We start from the raw sequence: 20,201 nt of genomic DNA on the forward strand, positions 1-20,201 counted from the left end.
GATCGTCAGCGTGCGCCGGCTTCGGGTTCGCGAAATCGCGTCTCGTCGCACGCCGTGTCGGCGACGGTTCTACCGGGCAGGGCGACGATCGCGTCGGTCAGGCGATGCAGCCGGCTCGACGCCCCGAACACCGAGGTCAGCTCGCCATGGGCAGCTTCCACATGCCGTTCGATTCGATGCTCCACCGAGGCACGGCCCAGCATCGAGACGATGGTCGACTTGCCGGCGTCCTTGTTGACGTCCTTGCCGATCGTCGCGGCGCTCGGGCCGCCATCGAGCAGATCGTCGAGAAGCTGGAAGGCGTGGCCGAGCTCTGTGGCAAAGCCGCGCAGATGCGCGCGGGTCGTCTCGCCCGCACCCGCCGCGATCGCGCCGATCTCGACGGCGGCCAGGAACAGCGCGCCGGTCTTGCGGCCGTTGGTCGCCGCGATCTCATGGAGCGGCCGTTCGGCGCGGCCGCCGCGCAGGTCGGCGAACTGGCCACCGACGAGGCCTTCGACGCCCACGGCGCGGGTCAGCACCGTTACCGCCTCGAGCCGCGCGGCGGGCGACAGGCCCTCTACCCTGGCGAGCATCTCATAGGCACCGGACAGGATGGCGATCGCCGACAGGACGGCGACATCCTCGCCGTGGGTGACATGGGCGGCCGGTCTGCCACGACGCATCGTGGCGTCGTCCATGCAGGGCAGGTCGTCGAGAATCAGCGAAGAGGCATGCACCATCTCCACGGCGCAGCCGGCATCGACCGCCACGCCCTCGTCGCCGCCGAGATCGCCTGCCGTCAGCGCCGCCATCATCGGCCGCAGGCGCTTGCCGGGCGCCAGCACGCTCTCGCGGATCGCCAGGTCGAGCCCGGTCTGGCCGGGCAGGGCGCGGGGCACCAGCACCGCCAGCCGCGCGTCGATCCTGGCGATCAGGGCGGCAGCCTCGGTCCTGAAGCCGTCGGTTTCATTGCACGTCATGCCGGGAGGGTCGCCTTCGGTTCTGGCATTTTGTCACGGGTCATTCGCTACACGTGACGTTGCAACTGATGCTAACACGATCATTGGCAAACGCGACGACCGGGGAGCGTCCGGTTTCGCAATCTGCGACGATAGGACATAGGGTTACGTGAGCGTCTCAGGAGACACACCGGCCGCCGGCGACATCGCCGCGCGCAAGAGCGATCATCTCGACATCGTGCTGCATCCCTCGCTGGCGGCGCGGCGGGCCGACAGCGGCCTGTCGCAGATCGTCTTCGAACATGTCGCGCTGCCGGAGATCTCGCTGGCCGAGATCGACCTGTCGACGCAGTTTCTCGGCCGCCGGCTCGCAGCGCCGCTGCTGATCTCGTCGATGACCGGCGGGCCGGAACGGGCGGCACGCATCAACCGCAATCTCGCCGAGGCGGCACAGGCACTCGGCATCGCCCTTGCGGTCGGCTCGCAGCGCATCGCCATCGAGGGCCGCGCCTCGGGCGGGCTCGACCGGCAGTTGCGCGATGCGGCGCCGGACGTGTCGATCCTCGCCAATGTCGGCGCGGCGCAACTGGTGCTCGGCTACGGCCTGACGGAGGTGCGGCGGGCCGTGGACATGATCGATGCCGACGCGCTGATCGTGCATCTCAACCCGCTGCAGGAAGCGGTGCAGTCGGGCGGCGACACGAACTGGCGCGGGGTCCTCGCGGCCATCGGCGAGTTGGCGCGCACGCTGCCGGTGCCGATCGTAGTCAAGGAAGTCGGGGCGGGCATTTCGGCGACGGTCGCCCGGCGGCTGGTCGATGCGGGCATCCACGCCATCGACGTCGCCGGCGCCGGCGGCACGAGCTGGGCGGCCGTCGAGGCCGAGCGTTCGCCGGACCCCGCGCAGCGCGCCACCGCGCTGGCCTTTTCCGACTGGGGCATCTCGACCGCGAGGGCGATCGTCGACGTGCGGGCCGCCTGTCCGCAGACCGTCGTCATCGGCTCGGGCGGCATCCGCGACGGGCTCGACGCCGCCAAGGCGATCCGCCTCGGCGCCGATCTCGCCGGCCAGGCCGCCGCTTCGCTCGGCAGCGCCGACGCCTCGCCGGAAGCGGCCGTGGCGCATTTCCAGCAGGTGATCGCGCAATTGCGGATCGCCTGCTTCTGCACCGGATCGGCCGATCTGGCGGCGCTGCGGCGCGCACCGCTGCTGGCGCCCGCGAGCCCGGGCTCGTTCTGACCTGCGGGTCTTACGCTGGGGAGGGCGCTTCTGCGGTCTCGCCTGTTGCTGGCGGTGAAGCCGCCTCACCGGCGTCGGCCGGATAGAGCCGGTCGAGCAGCGGCAGATAGCTGGCACCGCGCTGCATCAGAAAATTCTTGAAGGCGATGTCGGCGGGCGCCGGAATGCGCTCCTTGCGGCTGACGGCGAACCATTGCCGGCGGATCGGCATGTGCGAGACGTCCAAAATCGCCAGCCGTCCGGTTTCCACCTCGAAGGCGATGGTGTGGGCCGAGATGAAGGCGATGCCGAGCCCGGCCATCACCGCCTGCTTGATGGTCTCGTTGGAGCCCATCTCGGCCGTGCGCGTCTCCAGGGCGTCGGGATGGTCGCCGAAGAAGATTGCCAGCGCCGCGCGCGTGCCCGAGCCGGGCTCGCGGATGATGATGGTCTCCTCGAGCAGGCGCTCGCGGGTGATCTCGCGGGTTGCGGCCAGCGGATGGTCGGGCGGCGCGATCATCACCAGCGGATGATCGCCGAACACCGTCGCCTCGACCGGAAACTCCACCGGCGGGCGCCCCATCAGGGCGATGTCCAGCCGGTAGGCGCGCAATTGCTCGATGATCTCCAGCCGGTTGCCGACGATCAGCCGGATCTCGATGTCGGGATAGTCGCGCCGGAAGGCGGCGATCAGCCGGGGCGCGAAATATTTCGCGGTGGAGACCACGCCGAGCCGGATGGTCCCTGACCGCACGCCCTTGATCGCCTGGATCTCGTCGGCGAGCGCGCGCAGGGTCGTCTCGATGGCGTTGGCCGCGCCCAGAACCGCGGCGCCGGCGGCGGTGAGGCGCATGCCGTCATTCGTGCGGTCGAACAGTGCCAGGCCGAAATCGTCCTCCAGCTGCTTGACCTGCAGGGTCACGGCCGGCGGGGTCAGGCCCAACTGGCGCGCAGCCGCGGCGATGGTACGGTGCTCGTTGATCGCCTGGATCGATCGCAACTGGCGCAGTGTGAGGGTTCGCATGGCCTCTTCTAAAAGAACTTACTGATGCCGTAAAGAGAATGAATTTTACTTATGCGCTCGCAGAATCCACCATCCACCCATAGACGAGTGGACGGAGCCGAAGCGCTCGACGCCACTCAGGAGGAATGCATGTCATCGTCTCTCGACGCACATCTGGGATCCGAATGCGGGTCCGACCCGATCGGCCGGCAGGTCGCCGATACCATTCGCCAGCTGTGCGCCGCCTCGATCAAGCTTCGCAACACGATCATCGCGGGGGGCGTCGAAGCCCGGTCCGGCGGCGGCGACACCAATGCCGGCGGCGACGTGCAGAAGCCCCTCGACATCGTCGCCGACCAGATGTTCCTCGATGCCGCCAAGGCCTCGGCGATCGCCGTCTACGGCTCGGAGGAGCAGGACGCCGCGGTGGTGATCGACCCGGCCGCGCCGCTCGCCTTGGCCATCGACCCGCTGGACGGCTCGTCCAACATCGACACCAATGTCTCGATCGGCACGATCTTCTCGCTCTTGCCGGTGGGCGAGGAGCATCGCTCCGATCCGACCAGCGCGCTGCTGCAGCCGGGCAACCGGCAGCTTGCCGCCGGCTTCTTCATCTACGGGCCGCAGCTCCTGCTGGTGCTGTCGGTCGGCAAGGGAACGCGGGTGTTCCTGTTCTCGCCGAGCTTCGGCGGCTTCGTCGAGCATATCGGCTCGGTGGCGATCCCCGAGGAGACCAGCGAATTCGCCACCAATGCCGCGAACTACCGCCACTGGGACCCGCAGATCCGCAGCTATATCGACGACTGCCTGGCCGGCGAGGAAGGCCCGCGCGAGCGCAATTTCAACATGCGCTGGATCGCCTCGATGGTGGCCGACTGCTACCGCATCTTCGTGCGCGGCGGCATCTTCCTGTATCTGGGCGACGGCCGGAAGGGCTACACCGAGGGGCGCCTGCGCCTCGTCTACGAGGCCAATCCGGTCGCCTTCTGCGTCGAGCAGGCCGGCGGCGCCGCCACCGACGGCTCGTCGCGCATTCTCGACATCGTGCCGCGTGACTTGCATGCCCGCACGCCGCTGGTCTTCGGCTCGAAGCACGAGGTGGACCGCGTCGCCCGCTACGTGGCCGATCCGTCGGCGCTGACCGATCGCTCGCCGCTATTCGGCAAACGCAGCCTGTTCAGGACCTAGGCAGGAGGAATGGCCCGGCGCGAGGGAGCGTGTCGGGCCGGGGGGAGGACATCGCATGTCGACCAAGCATCCGATCATCGCGATCACCGGTTCGTCCGGAGCGGGCACGACGTCGGTCAAGAACATCTTCGACCAGATCTTCCGCCGCGAACACGTCAAGGCGGCCTATATCGAGGGGGACGCGTTCCATCGCTACGACCGCCAGGCGATGAAGGAGAAGATGGCCGAGGAAGAGAGGAACGGAAACCGCAACTTCTCCCATTTCAGCCCCGAGGCGAACATTCTCGACAGGCTGCAGGAGGTGTTCTCGGAGTTCGGCCGCAAGGGGCGCGGCGAGACCCGGCACTACATCCACGACGAGGCGGAAGCGAAGATCTACGGCAGCGCGCCGGGCACCTTCTCGCAGTGGAGTTCGCTCGGCGAGGAGTCCGACCTACTTTTCTACGAGGGCCTGCATGGCTGCGTGAAGACCGATACAGTCGATCTCGCGCCGCTGGCCGACCTGAAGATCGGCGTGGTGCCCGTCATCAATCTGGAGTGGATCCAGAAGATCCACCGGGACAAGGCCAGCCGGGGCTATTCGACGGATGCGGTGATGGACGTCATCCTGCGTCGGATGCCCGACTATGTGAAATATATCTGCCCGCAATTCGCGCGGACCGATATCAACTTTCAACGGGTGCCCATCGTCGATACATCCGATCCGTTCATCGCTCGCTGGATTCCGACGGCCGACGAGTCGATGATCGTCATTCGCTTCGCCAACCCGCGCGGGATAGACTTTCCGTATCTGCTCTCGATGATCCACGGCAGTTTCATGTCCCGCGCCAACTCCATCGTCGCGCCTGGCAACAAGCTCGACATCGCCATGCAACTGATCCTGACGCCGCTGATCTTGCAGCTGATGGAAAGACGCCGACGGGCCTCCTGAGGCCTTCGACGAAAGGAATGCAAACCATGTCTTCGACCGCGAAACCATCGCCCGAAACCACCGACCGCAATCCCCGCGACATGGCCAACGCCATCCGCGCCCTCGCCATGGACGCCGTGCAGCGGGCGAAGTCCGGTCATCCCGGCATGCCGATGGGCATGGCCGACGTCGCCACCGTCCTGTTCCAGAAGTTCATCAACATCGACCCGTCGCGCCCCGACTGGCCGGACCGCGACCGCTTCGTCCTGTCGGCCGGCCACGGCTCGATGCTGCTCTACGCACTGCACCATCTGGTCGGCTATGCCGACATGGACATCGAGCAGCTGAAGAATTTCCGCCAGCTCGGCAGCCGCACCGCCGGCCATCCCGAATACGGCCACGCGCTGGGCATCGAGACGACCACCGGGCCGCTCGGCCAGGGCCTGTCCACCGCCGTCGGCATGGCGCTCGCCGAGCGCATGATGCATGCCCGCTTCGGCGGTGACCTCGTCGACCACTACACCTACACCATCGTCGGCGACGGCTGCCTGATGGAGGGCATCAGCCACGAGGCCATCGATCTGGCCGGCACGCTGAGACTGTCCAAGCTCGTGGTCCTGTGGGACGACAACGGCATCTCCATCGACGGCAAGGTCGACATCGCCACCGCCACCGACCAGATCGCCCGCTTCAAGGCGGCCGGCTGGAACACCTGGGCCGTCGATGGCCACGACGCGGACGCCGTCGAGACGGCGATCGCCGAGGCGCGCAAGAGCGACAAGCCGGCCTTCATCGCCTGCAAGACGATCATCGGCTACGGCGCGCCCAATCGCGGCGGCACCGCTAAGGCCCATGGCGAGGCACTGGGCGACGAGGAGATCGCGCTGGCGCGTGAGCAGCTGGTCTGGAAGTCCGAGCCGTTCGAGCTGCCCGAGGCGGTCGTCAAGGGCTGGCGCGAGGTCGGCACCCGCGGCCGCGAGGTCCGCGAGACCTGGGAGAAGCGGCTGGCGTCGAGCGCCGATCGCGAGCGCTTCCAGTCCGCCGTCGCCACGACCCTGCCGTCGGGCCTGGCCGGTGAGCTCGCCTCCTTCCGGCAGGCCCTGTCGGTCGACGCGCCGAAGGTCGCCACCCGCAAGGCGTCCGAGATGGCGCTGGAGGTCATCAACCGCGTCACCGACATGACCATCGGCGGTTCGGCCGATCTGACCGGCTCCAACAACACCCTGACCAAGGGCATGCAGTCGATCACCCCGGACGACTTCTCCGGCCGCTACATCCATTACGGCGTGCGCGAGCACGGCATGGCCGCGGCGATGAACGGCCTCGCCCTGCATGGCGGCTTCGTGCCCTATGGCGGCACGTTCCTGGTCTTCGCCGATTATGCCCGCGGGGCGATCCGCCTGTCGGCGCTGATGGGGCTGCGTGTCGTCTACGTGCTGACCCACGATTCCATCGGCCTTGGCGAGGATGGCCCGACCCATCAGCCGATCGAGCATCTGGCGATGCTGCGGGCGACGCCGAACCTTCTGGTCTTCCGTCCGGCCGACGCGATCGAGACCGCCGAGTGCTGGGAAATCGCGCTGACCGAGCGCCATCGTCCGTCGGTGCTCGCGCTGACCCGACAGGGCCTGCCGACGGTGCGCGCCGGCGATGTCGGCGAAAACCGCTCGGCCCGCGGCGGCTACGTGCTGAAGGAGGCCGACGGCCCGCGCGACGTGACCATCATGGCCACCGGTTCGGAAGTCGAGATCGCGCTCGCCGCGGCCAAGACGCTGGCCGAATCCGGCAAGCAGGCGGCGGTGCTGTCGATGCCCTGCCTCGATCTCTTCGAGGAGCAGGACGAGGCCTACCGCAAGTCGGTCCTCGGCACGGCGCCACGCATTGCCATCGAGGCGGCCGCCCGGCTCGGCTGGGATCGCTGGATCGGCGAGAATGGCCGCTTCATCGGCATGACCGGCTTCGGCGCCTCGGCACCCGCGCCGCAGCTCTACGAGAAGTTCGGCATCACGCCGCAGGCCGTGGTCGACGCGGCGCTGGAGATCGCGTGATGGCACCGGACCGGTTCAGGAGGGACATCTAGACATGGCAAAGATCACACTTCGCCAGCTTCTCGATCATGCCGCCGAGAACGGCTACGGCGTGCCTGCCTTCAACATCAACAACATGGAGCAGGGTCTCGCGATCATGGAGGCGGCCGCGAAAAGCGACGCCCCCGTCATCATGCAGGCGTCGCGCGGCGCCCGGTCCTACGCCAAGGACATCATGCTGGAAAAGATGATGGAGGCCCTGGTGGAGATGTTCCCCCAGATCCCGGTCTGCATCCATCAGGACCATGGCAATGACGAGCAGACCTGCCTGACGGCGATCCGCCACGGCTTCACCTCGGTGATGATGGACGGTTCGCTCGAGGCCGACATGAAGACGCCCGCCTCCTACGAGTACAATGTCGCGATCACCGAGCGGGTGACGCGCATGGCGCACTGGGTCGGCGCCTCGGTCGAGGGCGAGCTCGGCGTCCTCGGTTCGCTGGAAAGCGGCGAGGGCGAGAAGGAGGACGGCCACGGCTTCGAGGGCAAGCTGTCGGAAGACCAGCTGCTCACCGATCCGGACCAGGCGGTGGACTTCGTGCGGCAGACCCATGTGGACGCCCTGGCGATTGCCATGGGCACCTCGCATGGCGCCTACAAGTTCACCCGCAAGCCGGACGGCGACATCCTCGCGATGAACATCATCGAGGAGATCCACGCCAAGCTGCCGAACACGCATCTCGTCATGCACGGCTCCTCCTCGGTGCCGGAAGAGCTGCAGGCCATCATCAACCAGTATGGCGGCCGCATGCGCGAGACCTACGGCGTGCCGGTGGACGAGATCGTGCGCGGCATCAAGCACGGCGTGCGCAAGGTCAACATCGACACCGACTGCCGGATGGCCATGACCGGGCAGTTCCGCAAGGTGGCCATGGAGAAGCCGGAGGAGTTCGATCCGCGCAAGTTCATGATCCCCGCCATGGACGCGCTCAAGACCCTCTGCCTCGACCGTTACGAGCGCTTCGGCTGTGCCGGCCAGGCCTCGAAGATCCGCGTATTGTCGCTCGACGCGATGGCCGCCCGCTATGCCGGTGGCGAACTCGACCCGCGCATCGACGCGCACGCCGCCGCCGCCTGCGGCGACAACGCCCCCGGCCGGTCGCCTGACCGGCCGGGCCCTGCGACACCGAAACTGACAGCATTGCCTGAATGGACGGCGCGAACCCCTTTCGCGCCGAAGGGAGACGCTTGTCCGAAATCCGCCGGAAACGGCGCTGCGGACGCAACCGGGATCAACGAAGGAGGACCGTCATGGATCAGGGCTCGCAGACCATCAAGGGCAAGGACCGCTACAAGTCCGGTGTCATGGAATACCGCAAGATGGGCTATTGGGAGCCCGACTACGAACCCAAGGAAACGGACGTCATCGCCTGTTTCCGGATCACACCCCAGGACGGCGTCGATCCGATCGAGGCGGCGGCGGCGGTGGCCGGCGAATCCTCCACCGCGACATGGACCGTCGTGTGGACCGACCGGCTGACGGCGGCCGAGAAGTACCGGGCCAAGGCCTACCGGGTCGACCAGGTGCCGAACGCCGACGACCAGTATTTCGCCTATATCGCCTACGATCTCGACCTGTTCGAGAACGGCTCGATCGCCAATCTGACGGCCTCGATCATCGGCAATGTCTTCGGCTTCAAGCCGCTGAAGGGCCTGCGCCTCGAGGACATGCGCCTGCCAACGGCCTATGTGAAGACCTTCCAGGGGCCGGCGACCGGCATCGTCGTCGAGCGCGAACGCCTCGACAAGTTCGGCCGGCCGCTGCTCGGCGCCACGGTGAAGCCCAAGCTCGGCCTGTCGGGCCGCAATTACGGCCGCGTCGTCTACGAGGCGCTGAAGGGCGGGCTCGACTTCACCAAGGACGACGAGAACATCAACTCGCAGCCCTTCATGGATTGGCGCGAGCGGTTTCTCTACTGCATGGAAGCGGTGAACAAGGCCCAGGCCGCTACCGGCGAAATCAAGGGCACCTATCTCAACGTCACCGCCGCCACCATGGAGGACATGTACGAGCGCGCCGAGTTCGCCAGGGACCTGGGCTCCAACATCATCATGATCGACCTCGTCATCGGCTGGACCGCCATGCAGTCCATGGCCAAATGGGCGCGGCGCAACAACATGATCCTGCATCTGCACCGGGCGGGCCACTCGACCTATACCCGCCAGAAGACCCATGGCGTGTCGTTCCGCGTGATCGCCAAATGGGCGCGGCTGGCCGGTGTCGACCACATCCATGCCGGCACGGTCGTCGGCAAGCTGGAGGGCGATCCGGCGACGACCAAGGGCTATTACGGCATCTGCCGGGACGAGTTCACCCACCAGAAGCTCGAGAACGGCATCTTCTTCGACCAGCCCTGGGCCTCGCTCAACAAGATGATGCCGGTGGCCTCGGGCGGCATCCATGCCGGCCAGATGCACCAGCTCCTCGATCTTCTCGGCGAGGACACCGTGCTGCAGTTCGGCGGCGGCACGATAGGCCATCCCATGGGCATCGCCGCCGGCGCGACCGCCAACCGGGTGGCGCTGGAATGCATGGTTCTTGCCCGCAACGAGGGGCGGGACATCGTCAATGAGGGACCGGAGATCCTGCAGGAGGCGGCCAGGAGCTGCACGCCGCTGCAGCAGGCGCTCGAGACGTGGAAGGACGTGACCTTCGACTACACCTCGACCGATTCCCCCGACTACGCGGTGACGGCGACGGCCTCGGCCTGATCCATCCCGCGTCAGGACGGGGCGAGCCTCCCAACGCCCCGTCCTCCCCATCGTTCGAACCCGGCCGGCGCGGCTTGCGAAGCTCGGCGCCGAAACCCGAAGAGGATATCGACCATGCGCATCACCCAAGGGGCCTTCTCGTTCCTGCCCGACCTCACCGACACGCAGATCACCGCGCAGATTCAGTACTGCCTCGACAATGGCTGGGCGGTGAATCTGGAGCACACCGACGACCCGCATCCCCGCAACACCTACTGGGACATGTGGGGCCACCCGATGTTCGACATCGCCGATGCGGCCGGCGTCATGATGGAGTTCACCGAGTGCCGCAAGGTCCATGGCGACCGCTACATCCGCATGTCGGCCTTCGACTCCACCGCGGGCTGGGAGTCGGTGAAGCTGTCCTTCATCGTCAACCGGCCGGCCAACGAGCCGGGCTTCCGGCTTCGCCGCTCGGAAATGGAAGGCCGCACCATCCGCTACACGACGGAATCCTACGCTGCCGACAGGCCGGAAGGCGCCCGCTACGCCGAGTAGCCGTCGGTTGAGCCGCTCCCTCTCCCGGCGGGAGAGGGAGGACGCGGCCAGGGCAGGCAGATGGGGAGGGCGGCTTCGCCCGCCATTCCAGCCTGTGATCGCAGCGTGACGGATTGAGGAGCAGGACGATGGATGCAGAATCCGAGACCCAGGACGCGCCGGGCGAGGACACCCCCACGGCCATCGATCTTCGGCAGGAATATCGCGATGCCGGCGTGGCCGATGTTCTGGACGAGCTCGACCGCGAGCTGATCGGCCTGGCGCCGGTCAAGAAGCGCATTCGCGAGACGGCGGCGCTGCTGCTCGTCGAGCGGGCCCGCAAGCGGCTGGGACTGGCCCACGACACACCTACGCTGCACATGAGCTTCACCGGCAATCCCGGCACCGGCAAGACCACGGTGGCGATGAAGATGGCGAACCTCCTCCACCGCCTCGGCTATATCCGCAAGGGCCATCTGGTGTCGGTGACCCGCGACGATCTGGTCGGCCAGTATATCGGCCATACGGCTCCGAAGACCCGCGACATCCTGAAGAAGGCGATGGGCGGCGTCCTGTTCATCGACGAGGCCTATTATCTCTACCGGCCGGAGAACGAGCGCGATTACGGCCAGGAGGCGATCGAGATGCTGCTGCAGGTGATGGAGAACCAGCGCGACGACCTCGTGGTGATCCTCGCCGGCTATGCCGACCGGATGGACACCTTCTTCGCGAGCAATCCCGGCTTCCGGTCGCGCATCGCCCACCACATCGACTTTCCGGACTATTCCGACGACGAATTGCTGGAGATCTCGGTCGGCATGCTGGAGCGCCAGAACTACCATCTGACCGGGGACGCGAAGGCGGTTCTCGCCCGCTATATCGCGCGGCGCCGGACGCAGCCGCATTTCGCCAATGCCCGCTCGATCCGCAACGCCCTCGACCGGGCGCGGCTGCGCCAGGCCAACCGTTTGTTCGAACTGGATGGAGGGCCCTTGAACGCGGAGGCGCTTTCGCGCATCGAAGCAGCCGATATCGCCGCCAGCCGCGTCTTCGCCGGCGCGGACCCGGAACCGGCCTCGGCGCCGGGCTGACAGAACAGGCAGGAGACTGAAATGGCCAAGCCCGTCATCATCGCCCCCTCGATCCTCTCGGCCGATTTCGCGCGGCTTGGCGAAGAGGTGACGGCCGTCGACAAGGCCGGGGCGGACTGGATCCATCTCGACGTCATGGACGGGCATTTCGTGCCGAACATCACCTTCGGCCCGCCGGTCATCAAGGCGGTGCGCGGCGCCTCGCAAAAGATCTTCGACTGCCATCTGATGATCGAGCCGTGCGATCCGTATCTGGAAGCCTTCGCCGAAGCCGGCTGCGACTACATCACCGTCCATGCCGAGGCGACGAAGCATCTCGACCGGTCGCTCCAGGCAATCCGCAATCTCGGCAAGAAGGCCGGCGTCTCGCTCAACCCGTCGACCCCCGAGGACGTCATCGCCTATGTGCTCGACCGGCTCGACCTGGTGCTCTTGATGACCGTCAATCCGGGCTTCGGCGGCCAGGCCTTCATTCCTTCAGTCGTCGAGAAGGTGCGGCGGGTGAAGGCGATGATCGGCGATCGCGACATACATATCGAGATCGACGGCGGCGTGACGCCCGAGACCGCCCCGCTGGTGGTCGAGGCCGGCGCGAACGTCCTGGTCGCCGGATCGGCTGTGTTCAAGGGCGGCACGCCCGAGCATTACCGTGCCAATATCGCGGCGATCCGCGCGGCGGGGAGCGGGGCCGTCGCCGCCTGAGCGGATGGCGAACGGAGGAGTTGTCTCGACTGCCAGCGTCGTTAGCCGGACAGTGATTTCGGCGGCATTAGCAAGGGAACCGACAGGAATATTCTCTCGTTCCGTCCTTGGCTATATCCGGGATGGAGAGTTGATGATGCCTGTTCAGAAGCTGAGAAACGGAACCGGGCGGACGCGGCACCTCGACAATCTCGTCGATGTGACCGAAATCCTGCAGGTCGATATCGCCAGGCGGGAGATCACGGTTCGCGATGCCGAAGGCCCGCGGATCGTTCCGGTGCGCGAAAGCTTCTTCATGCGCTCGATCCCGCGACCGGGCGACGTCCTGATCGCCTATGCTGACGGCCATCTTTCCCATGCGCGGACCTGGCCGAAGCCGATCGCCAATTCGAACCTGGTGCCGCCGGTGCAGCAGCCCGAGCGGGTCGCCCGGGTCTGACACTCGGAACATTGCAGCGCTTCCCGCCATAAGCAGGAAGCGCCGACTTCTCTTCTCAAACCAGCTGGCCCGGATAGTTCGGGCTCTCGCGGGTGATGGTCACGTCATGGGCGTGGCTCTCGCGCAGGCCCGCATTGGAGATGCGCACGAAGCGCGCATCGCGCCGGAAGTCCTCCAGCGTCGCCGCCCCGACATAGCCCATCGCCGCCCGCAGGCCACCGGTCAGCTGATGCAGCACCGCCGCGACCTGTCCCTTGTAGGCGACCTGTCCCTCGATGCCCTCGGGCACCAGCTTCAGCGTGTCGCGCACTTCCGCCTGGAAGTAGCGATCGGCCGAGCCGCGCGCCATCGCACCGACCGAGCCCATGCCGCGATAGGCTTTGTAGGAACGGCCCTGGTGCAGGTAGATCTCGCCAGGGCTCTCGTCGGTGCCGGCCAGCAGCGAGCCGATCATCGCGGCCGACGCGCCGGCGGCCAGCGCCTTGGCCAGATCGCCCGAGAACTTGATGCCGCCATCGGCGATGACCGGGATGCCGGCCTTGTTGGCTTCTTCGGCGGCGCCCATGATGGCCGAGAGCTGCGGCATGCCGACACCGGCGACGATGCGGGTGGTGCAGATCGAGCCGGGGCCGATGCCGACCTTGACGCCGTCGGCGCCCGCGTCGATCAGCGCCTTGGTGCCGTCCGGGGTCGCCACGTTGCCGGCGAGGATCTGGACCTCGTTGGACATGCGCTTCACCCGCGCGACGGCGTCCAGCACCTTCTGGGAATGCCCATGGGCGGTGTCGATGACCAAAAGGTCGATGCCGGCGTCGATCAGCCGCTCGGCGCGCTCGAAGCCGTCGTCGCCGACGCTGGTGGCGGCGGCTGCCAGCAGCCGGCCATGGGCGTCCTTCGAGGCGCTCGGATTGAGCTGCGACTTCTCGATGTCCTTGACGGTGATCAGCCCGATGCAATGGTGCTGGTCGTCGACGACCAGCAGCTTCTCGATGCGGTGATGATGCAGAAGCCGCTTGGCCTCGTCCTGATCGACATTGTCGCGGACCGTGATCAGCTTTTCCTTGGTCATCAGCTCGTGGATCGGCTGGCGATCGTCGGAAGCGAAGCGCACGTCGCGATTGGTCAGGATGCCGACCAGCCTGCCGCGGTTCTGGCCGCCCGAACCGCCATTCTCGACGACCGGAATGCCGGAGATGTTGTGCTGGGTCATCAGCGCGCGGGCATCGCCCAGCGTCGCGTCCGGGCCGATGGTGACCGGATTGACCACCATGCCGCTTTCGAACTTCTTGACCTGGCGGACCTCCTCGGCCTGCTCGACCGGGGTGAGGTTGCGGTGGATGACGCCGATGCCGCCGGCCTGCGCCATCGCAATGGCCAGCCGCGCCTCGGTGACCGTGTCCATCGCCGCCGACAGGATCGGGATGTTGAGCTTCAGCGTGCGGGTGATCGCGGTGCGCACGTCGACCTGGCCCGGCATGACTTCCGAATGCCCTGGCTGCAGCAGGACGTCGTCGAAAGTCAGTGCTGTGCCGCCGGTTGCGGTGTCGATGATGCGGGCCATGCCAGTCCTCTTGAACGATGCGTCCGCCGGCAGGAGCGCGAGTCGGCGGGAGAAGGATTGGCAAGGGCTGCTAGCACGCCATCATGACATTGGAAAGCGGGCCTGACATTCGGCGCCCCCGTCCGCTTGACGCGATGTGCCGGCTCTGGGAGATGGTCGTAAGGACAGCTTAGGAACGGTATCTTCCGCACATGACCATCAGACAATTGCGCGCATTGGGGCTGGCGGCCCTGATGATTCTGGCGCTCGGCGCCGAAGCACACGCCGCCACGTGCAAGTCTTATCGGAGCTGCCGCGAGGCCGTGATCGCATGGTGCGCCGGCCAGCATCCGCGGGCCGACGGGGACAATGACGGCATCCCTTGCGAGAATGTCTGCCGGTCGCGTGCCGATGTCGTGGCGATCATGGCCGAGATCGGCTGTTCGCGCTGATTCTGAGCATAAAGGATCGAGGCGGAGCCGACGGCTCCGCCTCGATCGGAAAACGTCGGATCGCCGATCAGGCGTCCGCGTCGACATCCAGCTGGTAGGTTTCCGGAATGAACCGGTAGCCGCCGCCGTCCAGCTTTTCGGCATAGCCGATGGCCGGGAAGGGCATGTGGTAGCCGATGAACGGAATGCGTTCCTCGGCGATCCGGTCGAAGACGCGCTTGCGGGTCGCGGCCGCCGCGTCCTTGTCCTGGTCGAACCTGACCTCCCAGTCCGGCTTCTGCAGCGACGCGACGAAATGGTTGGCGGTGTCTGCGGTCAGCCACAGGCGGCGGTCGCCCGAGGCGATCTCGAAGATCAGGTGGCCGGGGGTGTGGCCGAAGGCCTCCATGGCGGTGATCCCGGACACGACCTCGTCACCCTCGGCGACGAAGGTCATCTTGTCCTTCAGCGGCACGACCATCTGTTCGACCAGCTTGGCACCGCCGGCGCGGTCGCCATTCCTGGCCTCGTCCGACGTCCACCAGTCGAACTCGGCCTGGCCGGCGACATAGCGGGCATTGCGGAAGGTCGGCTCACCGCCGGTCATCAGGCCCTGGATGTGGTCGCCGTGGAAATGCGTCAGGACCACGATGGTCACGTCGTCGGGGCCGTAGCCGGCTTCCGCCATCCGCTCGACCAGCTTGCCGAAACCGTTCTCCTTGCCGGATTCGCCGAAGCCGGTGTCGAACAGGACGAGATTGTCGTCGAGATCGACGAGCACCGGCGTGAAGCCGTTCACGAACTGGGTCTCGGGCAGGTAGTTCGCCCGCATCAGCTCGGCCATCGCCTCCTGGCTCTGGTCGGCACCGAAGGTGGGGTAGGGGCCTTCGCCGGGGCGCAGTCCGTCGAGGATCGTGGTGATGCGGGCATCGCCGAGTTCGATCCGGTGCCAGCCCGGCGACGGCATGCGCGCCCGTTCGCTGGCCGCCGCCGCGGCCGTCGACTGGTCCTGCGCATGGGCGGCGCGGCCCTGCATGATGCCGGTCATGGCCGCGCCGCCGGCGGCCGCGAGTTGCAGGGCGGTGCGGCGGCTGAAGAGAGATCGTGCATCGGTGGGCTTGCTCATGGAAACCTCGTGTCGTCGAAGATCGGAATGAGAATGGGTGCACGCATGCCAACTGGCCCGTCGAAGACGGCCGGCAACCATTCGCACGGCTTGTTGAAGACGCAGGCGGCGAACGGGCTGCCATTTCGCCGGCTTCGGCCTATGTCTTCACCGCGTCCCTAAGCCCGCCTTACCCATACCCCGAGGACCGCAGTTGAACCGCATCGTTCCGGTCGTGCTCGCCGTCGCGCTGTTCATGGAGAACATGGACTCGACGGTCATCGCGACCTCGCTTCCGGCCATCGCCGCAGACATCGGCACGAGCCCGATCGCGCTCAAGCTCGCCCTGACCAGCTATTACGTCTCGCTGGCGGTGTTCATCCCGATCTCCGGGCGGATCGCCGATCACTGGGGGCCGAAGCTCGTCTTCCGGCTGACGATCGCGGTGTTCGTCGTCGGATCGCTGGCCTGCGCCATGGCGGATTCGCTCGGCGCCTTCGTCGTCGCCCGTTTCCTGCAGGGCATGGGCGGAGCGATGATGACGCCGGTCGGGCGGCTGCTGCTGGTGCGCGCCGTGCCGAAATCCGACCTTGTCGGTGCCATGGCCTGGTTCACCATCCCCGCGCTGATGGGGCCGCTGATCGGACCGCCCGTGGGCGGGGCCATCGCGACCTACGCCGACTGGCGCTGGATCTTCCTGATCAATCTGCCGATCGGCGTTGTCGGCATCTGGCTGGCCGGGCGTTTCCTGCCCAGGGTCGATCGGGTGGCGGGCGTGCATTTCGACTGGCCGGGGTTTCTCCTGTCCGGCTTTGCCTGCGCCGGCATCGTCTTCGGCCTGTCGGTGGTGTCGCTGCCGGCGCTGCCGCCGGCCTTCGGTGTCGCCATGGCGCTTGCCGGCGCGGTCGCGGCGGGCCTGTTCGTGCGCCATGCGCGCCGCATCGACCAGCCGGTGCTGCGGCTGTCGCTCTTGCGGATCACCACGCTGCGCGCGGCCGTCACCGGCGGGGCGCTGTTCCGCATCGGTTCGGGCGCGGTTCCCTTCCTCCTGCCGCTGATGCTGCAGCTCGGCTTCGGCTATACGCCGCTGGAATCGGGCCTCGTGACCTGCGTCGCCATCGGCGGCGCCATGGCCATGAAGCTCCTGGCCAAGCCGATCCTGCAGCGCTTCGGCTTCCGCACCACGCTGGTCGTGACGACCATCGTCGGCGGTGCGCTGACGGCGGCCCTCGGGCTCTACCGGCCCGACATATCGCTGGCCGTCCTGATCCCGCTGCTGCTCGTCGGCGGGTTCTTCCGCTCGCTGTTCTTCACCTCGATCAACGCGCTGGCCTTTGCCGACGTGCCGCGCGAATCGACGGGCGACGCCACCGCAATGATGGGCGCACTGCAGCAGGTGGCGATCGCCACGGGCGTCGCGCTGGCCGGTGCCGTGCTGGAGATCGGCATGGTGATGTCAGGCCGTGACATGGCCGCGCCGGTGGACTTCTCCGCCGCCTTCCTCGTCGTCGGGCTGGTCACCATGTCGGCGGCCGTCGCCTTCATCCCGATGGGGCGCGAGGCCGGCAGCGAGGTGTCGGGTCGCCGGGTGCCGGCCGAGTAGGGCGGCACGGCTCCCGACAGGTCAGAAAGCTTCAGCCGAGCGGGCCGGCGTCCTCGTCGGCCTGGTCATGGATCCGGGGATCTTCGACCTCGTCGCCCAATTCCTCGGCTTCGGCGCGTTTGCCCTTGAAGCTCTTGGCGAGAATGTAGAGCTCCACCGACCCCTCGCGAGAGGCGGGCGGCTTGACGTGATGGACGCTGACGAAGTGGCGCTTGAGCAGCGTCAGCAATTCGCGCTCGGTGCCGCCCTGGAAGGTCTTGGCGAGAAAGTGCCCGCCTGGCTTCAGGGTACGGATGGCGAAGTCGGCGGCGACGTCGCAGAGATGCATGGTCCGGATATGATCGGTGGGACGATGACCGGTGGTCGGCGCGGCCAGATCCGACAGGACGATGTCCGGCGCCTCGCCGAGGGTTTCCATCAGCTTGTCAGGCGCCGCATCGTCGAGGAAGTCCATGAGCAGGATCGTCGCGCCGGCAACCGGCTCGACCGTCAGATAATCGATGCCGACGACGCGCACGTCCGCGGCCGTCGAGCCGGTGCGATCGACGGCGACCTGGCACCAGCCGCCGGGCGCCGCCCCCAGATCGACGATCCGGTGGCCGGGCTTCAGCAGCTTGTAGCGGTCGTCCATCTCGATCAGCTTGTAGGCCGCACGCGAGCGATAGCCGTCGGCCTTGGCGCGCCGCACATAGGGATCGTTGAGCTGGCGCTCGAGCCAGCGCCGGGACGAGAGCTTGAGCCCGCGCTTCTTCTTGACCTTGACGGTCATGCCTCGACTGTCGCTGCGTCCGCCGCTCATGTCCCGGTATTCCTTGTCGGATCCCTGCGGCGCCAGACGCCGTCAGCGACCATCATTTCCATCAGAAGGCCCTCGCGCAGGCCGCGATCAGCCACGCGCAGGGTCGGGGCCGGCCAGACCCTGCGGATCGCCTGCAGGATCGCGCAGCCTGCCAGTACCAGATCGGCGCGATCGCTGCCGATGCAAGGGTTGGCGATCCGTTCCTCGAAGCTCCAGCCGGCAATTCGGGCGACCAGCTCGTCGGCTTCCAGGTCCGTCAGCCAGAGGCCGTCGACCTGGCGCCGGTCGTAGCGCTCCAGCTTCAGGTGCACGCCGGCCAGCGTCGTCACCGTGCCGGAGGTGCCCAGGAGGTGGAAGCGGTCGGTGCCGACCAGCGCGCCGAGCTTGTCGCGGCCCTTGAAGCCGCGGATCATCTCGACGGTTTCCTGGATCATCGCCTCGAAGATCTCGGGCGTCACGTCGCGGCCGCCATGGCGCTCGGCCAGGGTCACCACGCCGACCGGCAGCGAGGTCCAGGCGACGATCTGCTTCGACAGCCGGCGGGTGTCGCGGCCGCGCAGGTCGAGCAGCGCGATCTCCGACGAGCCGCCGCCGATGTCGAACAGCACCGCGCCGCGGGCCGAGCGCTCGATCAGCGATCCGCAACCCGACACGGCCAGCCGCGCCTCGGTCTCGCGGGAGACGATCTCCAGTTCCAGCCCGGTCTCGCGCGCGACCTGCTCGATGAATTCGGCGCCGTTGGCCGCAGCGCGGCAGGCTTCCGTCGCGATCAGGCGGCAGCGCACGACGTCGCGGGCCGACAGTTTCTGGGCGCAGATCGCCAGCGCCGCGATCGCCCGGTCCATGGCGCCGCGCGACAGGCTGCCGGTGCGGCTGAGGCCTTCGCCGAGGCGCACGATGCGCGAGAAGGCGTCGATCACCCGGAACTGGCCGGGCCGGGTCGGAATGGCGATCAGGAGCCGGCAATTGTTGGTGCCGAGATCGAGGGCGGCATAGACCGGCGCGCGCCGCACGGGCGGCGGCATGGGCGCGGCAGGCACCGTGGGCGCCGCGTGGTCGTTCGCTGCGGGGCGGGGGGCAGGCTGACTGAGCGGCGCGGCCGGCGAGCCGGTATCCGCATGGGCCGGCGCGGGCGGCCCGCTGGCCCCGGCAAAGCGCCGCGACCGGCGCCGACGCGGCTTGCGCCCCGGCTTCGGCCGAGCCGGTGCATCCGCAGGCGCCTCGTTCACGGCGGTGTCCTCAGGCGCGTCGACGCGCGCCGCGGGTGGGGCCGCAGCGTTCTTGCCAGTCTTGCGCCGCCGGCGGCGCTTGCGCGTGGTCAGCGGCGCGCCGTCGACGGTAGCCGAGGAGGCAGAATCAGCCTGTGCGCCCGTCGGCGGCCCGTCGGCGGATGCTCCGCGAGGGGCGGCTTCATTCTTGCGGGCGTGCGACGTCGACGGCTCGTTCGGCCCGGATGCCTCGTGCGCAGAGGCGCGCTGCCCGGGCACGGCCTGTTGTCCGGGGCGGGTCCGTTCCTGTCGCTGATCCTGCCGTCCGGAGCCGGATTGGGCCCGCGGACCCGTATCGCCCGGCCCATCGGCGTTGCCGGGTTCAGGGGCATGGCGGTCGTTCAGGGTGTCCGCCGTCCCGCGCTCATGCCCGTGCCGGCTTCCGGCGTCCGGTGCAGCAGCTAAATCGGCCGCGCTCCGCGCCGGGCTGTCGGCGCTGCCGGGCGCCTGCGCCGACGAATGCACCGCCGTGCGGCGTTCCGGACCCGTCGCGGCGTCGGGCGAGGGCGTCTCGGCATGCGGACGATAGGCCGGGGCTCTGGGCCTTCCGGCTGGAATCAACGATGGACGGTTTCTCCCACCGATTTCATGGTCACTCACACTGTCTCTCCGGCGCCGCGCTCGAACGGGCAACGCCTCAGGTTGCT

17 protein-coding genes and 1 pseudogene are annotated in these 20,201 nt (G+C 67.6%); 12 read left to right on the forward strand and 6 right to left on the reverse strand.

Annotated features, from left to right (window positions below):
* Window positions 1-5 precede the first annotated feature (5 nt).
* Entirely contained in the window at window positions 6-962 is a 957-nt protein-coding gene (locus ACEQX1_RS14960; protein WP_370194342.1) for a polyprenyl synthetase family protein, read from the reverse strand.
* A 148-nt stretch (window positions 963-1,110) separates the two neighbouring features.
* Here ACEQX1_RS14960 and fni point away from each other — a divergent pair, with 148 nt between their 5' ends.
* Window positions 1,111-2,181 (forward strand): type 2 isopentenyl-diphosphate Delta-isomerase, encoded by a 1,071-nt coding sequence (gene fni / locus ACEQX1_RS14965; RefSeq protein ID WP_370194343.1) that lies wholly within the window; start codon window positions 1,111-1,113, stop codon window positions 2,179-2,181.
* 10 nt (window positions 2,182-2,191) lie between these two features.
* Here fni and ACEQX1_RS14970 read toward each other — a convergent pair whose 3' ends face one another.
* Window positions 2,192-3,184, reverse strand: a complete 993-nt coding sequence (locus ACEQX1_RS14970; RefSeq protein WP_370194344.1) for a LysR family transcriptional regulator — start codon at window positions 3,182-3,184, stop codon at window positions 2,192-2,194.
* 129 nt (window positions 3,185-3,313) lie between these two features.
* On the opposite strand from ACEQX1_RS14970, the gene ACEQX1_RS14975 reads away from it, so the two are divergent.
* The 9 genes and pseudogenes from ACEQX1_RS14975 (at window position 3,314) to ACEQX1_RS15015 (ending at window position 12,808) form a co-directional block, all read left to right on the forward strand.
* Window positions 3,314-4,351 carry a class 1 fructose-bisphosphatase gene (locus ACEQX1_RS14975; protein ID WP_187392121.1) on the forward strand — a complete coding sequence of 346 codons (1,038 nt, stop codon included), beginning with the start codon at window positions 3,314-3,316 and terminating at the stop codon, window positions 4,349-4,351.
* A gap of 55 nt (window positions 4,352-4,406) precedes the next feature.
* Entirely contained in the window at window positions 4,407-5,282 is an 876-nt protein-coding gene (locus ACEQX1_RS14980; protein WP_024349213.1) for a phosphoribulokinase, read from the forward strand.
* A 26-nt stretch (window positions 5,283-5,308) separates the two neighbouring features.
* On the forward strand, window positions 5,309-7,309 hold the full coding sequence (gene tkt, locus ACEQX1_RS14985; RefSeq protein ID WP_370194345.1) for a transketolase: 2,001 nt from the start codon (window positions 5,309-5,311) through the stop codon (window positions 7,307-7,309).
* 34 nt (window positions 7,310-7,343) lie between these two features.
* Window positions 7,344-8,423, forward strand: a pseudogene (gene fba / locus ACEQX1_RS14990) (class II fructose-bisphosphate aldolase); the annotation flags it as partial.
* 176 nt (window positions 8,424-8,599) lie between these two features.
* Entirely contained in the window at window positions 8,600-10,060 is a 1,461-nt protein-coding gene (locus tag ACEQX1_RS14995) for a form I ribulose bisphosphate carboxylase large subunit (RefSeq protein ID WP_370194347.1), read from the forward strand.
* A 114-nt stretch (window positions 10,061-10,174) separates the two neighbouring features.
* Window positions 10,175-10,597, forward strand: a complete 423-nt coding sequence (locus tag ACEQX1_RS15000) for a ribulose bisphosphate carboxylase small subunit (protein ID WP_024349209.1) — start codon at window positions 10,175-10,177, stop codon at window positions 10,595-10,597.
* 128 nt (window positions 10,598-10,725) lie between these two features.
* The gene (cbbX, locus tag ACEQX1_RS15005) at window positions 10,726-11,667 is read left to right on the forward strand and encodes a CbbX protein (RefSeq protein ID WP_370196993.1); all 942 of its coding nucleotides are present in this window, start codon (window positions 10,726-10,728) and stop codon (window positions 11,665-11,667) included.
* Window positions 11,668-11,688: 21 nt separating this feature from the next.
* On the forward strand, window positions 11,689-12,369 hold the full coding sequence (gene rpe, locus ACEQX1_RS15010) for a ribulose-phosphate 3-epimerase (protein ID WP_370194349.1): 681 nt from the start codon (window positions 11,689-11,691) through the stop codon (window positions 12,367-12,369).
* A 133-nt stretch (window positions 12,370-12,502) separates the two neighbouring features.
* Entirely contained in the window at window positions 12,503-12,808 is a 306-nt protein-coding gene (locus tag ACEQX1_RS15015; RefSeq protein WP_370194350.1) for a hypothetical protein, read from the forward strand.
* A gap of 55 nt (window positions 12,809-12,863) precedes the next feature.
* On the opposite strand, the gene guaB is transcribed toward ACEQX1_RS15015, so the two are convergent.
* Window positions 12,864-14,369 (reverse strand): IMP dehydrogenase, encoded by a 1,506-nt coding sequence (gene guaB / locus ACEQX1_RS15020; protein WP_024349205.1) that lies wholly within the window; start codon window positions 14,367-14,369, stop codon window positions 12,864-12,866.
* Window positions 14,370-14,560: 191 nt separating this feature from the next.
* Between guaB and ACEQX1_RS15025 the strand changes: the two genes are divergently transcribed.
* Window positions 14,561-14,800, forward strand: a complete 240-nt coding sequence (locus ACEQX1_RS15025) for an excalibur calcium-binding domain-containing protein (protein ID WP_370194352.1) — start codon at window positions 14,561-14,563, stop codon at window positions 14,798-14,800.
* A gap of 67 nt (window positions 14,801-14,867) precedes the next feature.
* Here ACEQX1_RS15025 and ACEQX1_RS15030 read toward each other — a convergent pair whose 3' ends face one another.
* A complete protein-coding gene (locus ACEQX1_RS15030; protein ID WP_370194353.1) occupies window positions 14,868-15,905 on the reverse strand; it encodes an MBL fold metallo-hydrolase in 1,038 nt (345 codons plus the stop codon).
* Between the two features lie 193 nt (window positions 15,906-16,098).
* Between ACEQX1_RS15030 and ACEQX1_RS15035 the strand changes: the two genes are divergently transcribed.
* A complete protein-coding gene (locus ACEQX1_RS15035) occupies window positions 16,099-17,487 on the forward strand; it encodes an MFS transporter (protein WP_370196994.1) in 1,389 nt (462 codons plus the stop codon).
* A 31-nt stretch (window positions 17,488-17,518) separates the two neighbouring features.
* Here ACEQX1_RS15035 and ACEQX1_RS15040 read toward each other — a convergent pair whose 3' ends face one another.
* Window positions 17,519-18,286 (reverse strand): RlmE family RNA methyltransferase, encoded by a 768-nt coding sequence (locus tag ACEQX1_RS15040; RefSeq protein WP_024349201.1) that lies wholly within the window; start codon window positions 18,284-18,286, stop codon window positions 17,519-17,521.
* Window positions 18,283-19,773, reverse strand: a complete 1,491-nt coding sequence (locus tag ACEQX1_RS15045) for a Ppx/GppA family phosphatase (RefSeq protein WP_370197004.1) — start codon at window positions 19,771-19,773, stop codon at window positions 18,283-18,285. The genes ACEQX1_RS15040 and ACEQX1_RS15045 overlap by 4 nt, the downstream gene beginning before the upstream one ends.
* Between the last annotated feature and the right edge of the window lie 428 nt (window positions 19,774-20,201).

It is taken from the genome of Aurantimonas sp. (assembly GCF_964217435.1).
In the GTDB taxonomy this organism is placed as follows: domain Bacteria; phylum Pseudomonadota; class Alphaproteobacteria; order Rhizobiales; family Rhizobiaceae; genus Aurantimonas; species Aurantimonas coralicida.

Bases quoted from the DNA above. Each gene is read 5' to 3' on its own strand.
- rpe (WP_370194349.1), top strand. From the start codon at position 11,689: ATGGCCAAGCCCGTCATCATCGCCCCCTCGATCCTCTCGGCCGATTTC.
- ACEQX1_RS14980 (WP_024349213.1), top strand. From the start codon at position 4,407: ATGTCGACCAAGCATCCGATCATCGCGATCACCGGTTCGTCCGGAGCG.
- ACEQX1_RS14970 (WP_370194344.1), bottom strand. From the start codon at position 3,184: ATGCGAACCCTCACACTGCGCCAGTTGCGATCGATCCAGGCGATCAAC.
- ACEQX1_RS14975 (WP_187392121.1), top strand. From the start codon at position 3,314: ATGTCATCGTCTCTCGACGCACATCTGGGATCCGAATGCGGGTCCGAC.
- ACEQX1_RS15030 (WP_370194353.1), bottom strand. From the start codon at position 15,905: ATGAGCAAGCCCACCGATGCACGATCTCTCTTCAGCCGCCGCACCGCC.
- tkt (WP_370194345.1), top strand. From the start codon at position 5,309: ATGTCTTCGACCGCGAAACCATCGCCCGAAACCACCGACCGCAATCCC.
- ACEQX1_RS15040 (WP_024349201.1), bottom strand. From the start codon at position 18,286: ATGAGCGGCGGACGCAGCGACAGTCGAGGCATGACCGTCAAGGTCAAG.
- ACEQX1_RS15025 (WP_370194352.1), top strand. From the start codon at position 14,561: ATGACCATCAGACAATTGCGCGCATTGGGGCTGGCGGCCCTGATGATT.
- ACEQX1_RS15015 (WP_370194350.1), top strand. From the start codon at position 12,503: ATGATGCCTGTTCAGAAGCTGAGAAACGGAACCGGGCGGACGCGGCAC.
- ACEQX1_RS14960 (WP_370194342.1), bottom strand. From the start codon at position 962: ATGACGTGCAATGAAACCGACGGCTTCAGGACCGAGGCTGCCGCCCTG.
- cbbX (WP_370196993.1), top strand. From the start codon at position 10,726: ATGGATGCAGAATCCGAGACCCAGGACGCGCCGGGCGAGGACACCCCC.
- ACEQX1_RS15000 (WP_024349209.1), top strand. From the start codon at position 10,175: ATGCGCATCACCCAAGGGGCCTTCTCGTTCCTGCCCGACCTCACCGAC.
- ACEQX1_RS14995 (WP_370194347.1), top strand. From the start codon at position 8,600: ATGGATCAGGGCTCGCAGACCATCAAGGGCAAGGACCGCTACAAGTCC.
- guaB (WP_024349205.1), bottom strand. From the start codon at position 14,369: ATGGCCCGCATCATCGACACCGCAACCGGCGGCACAGCACTGACTTTC.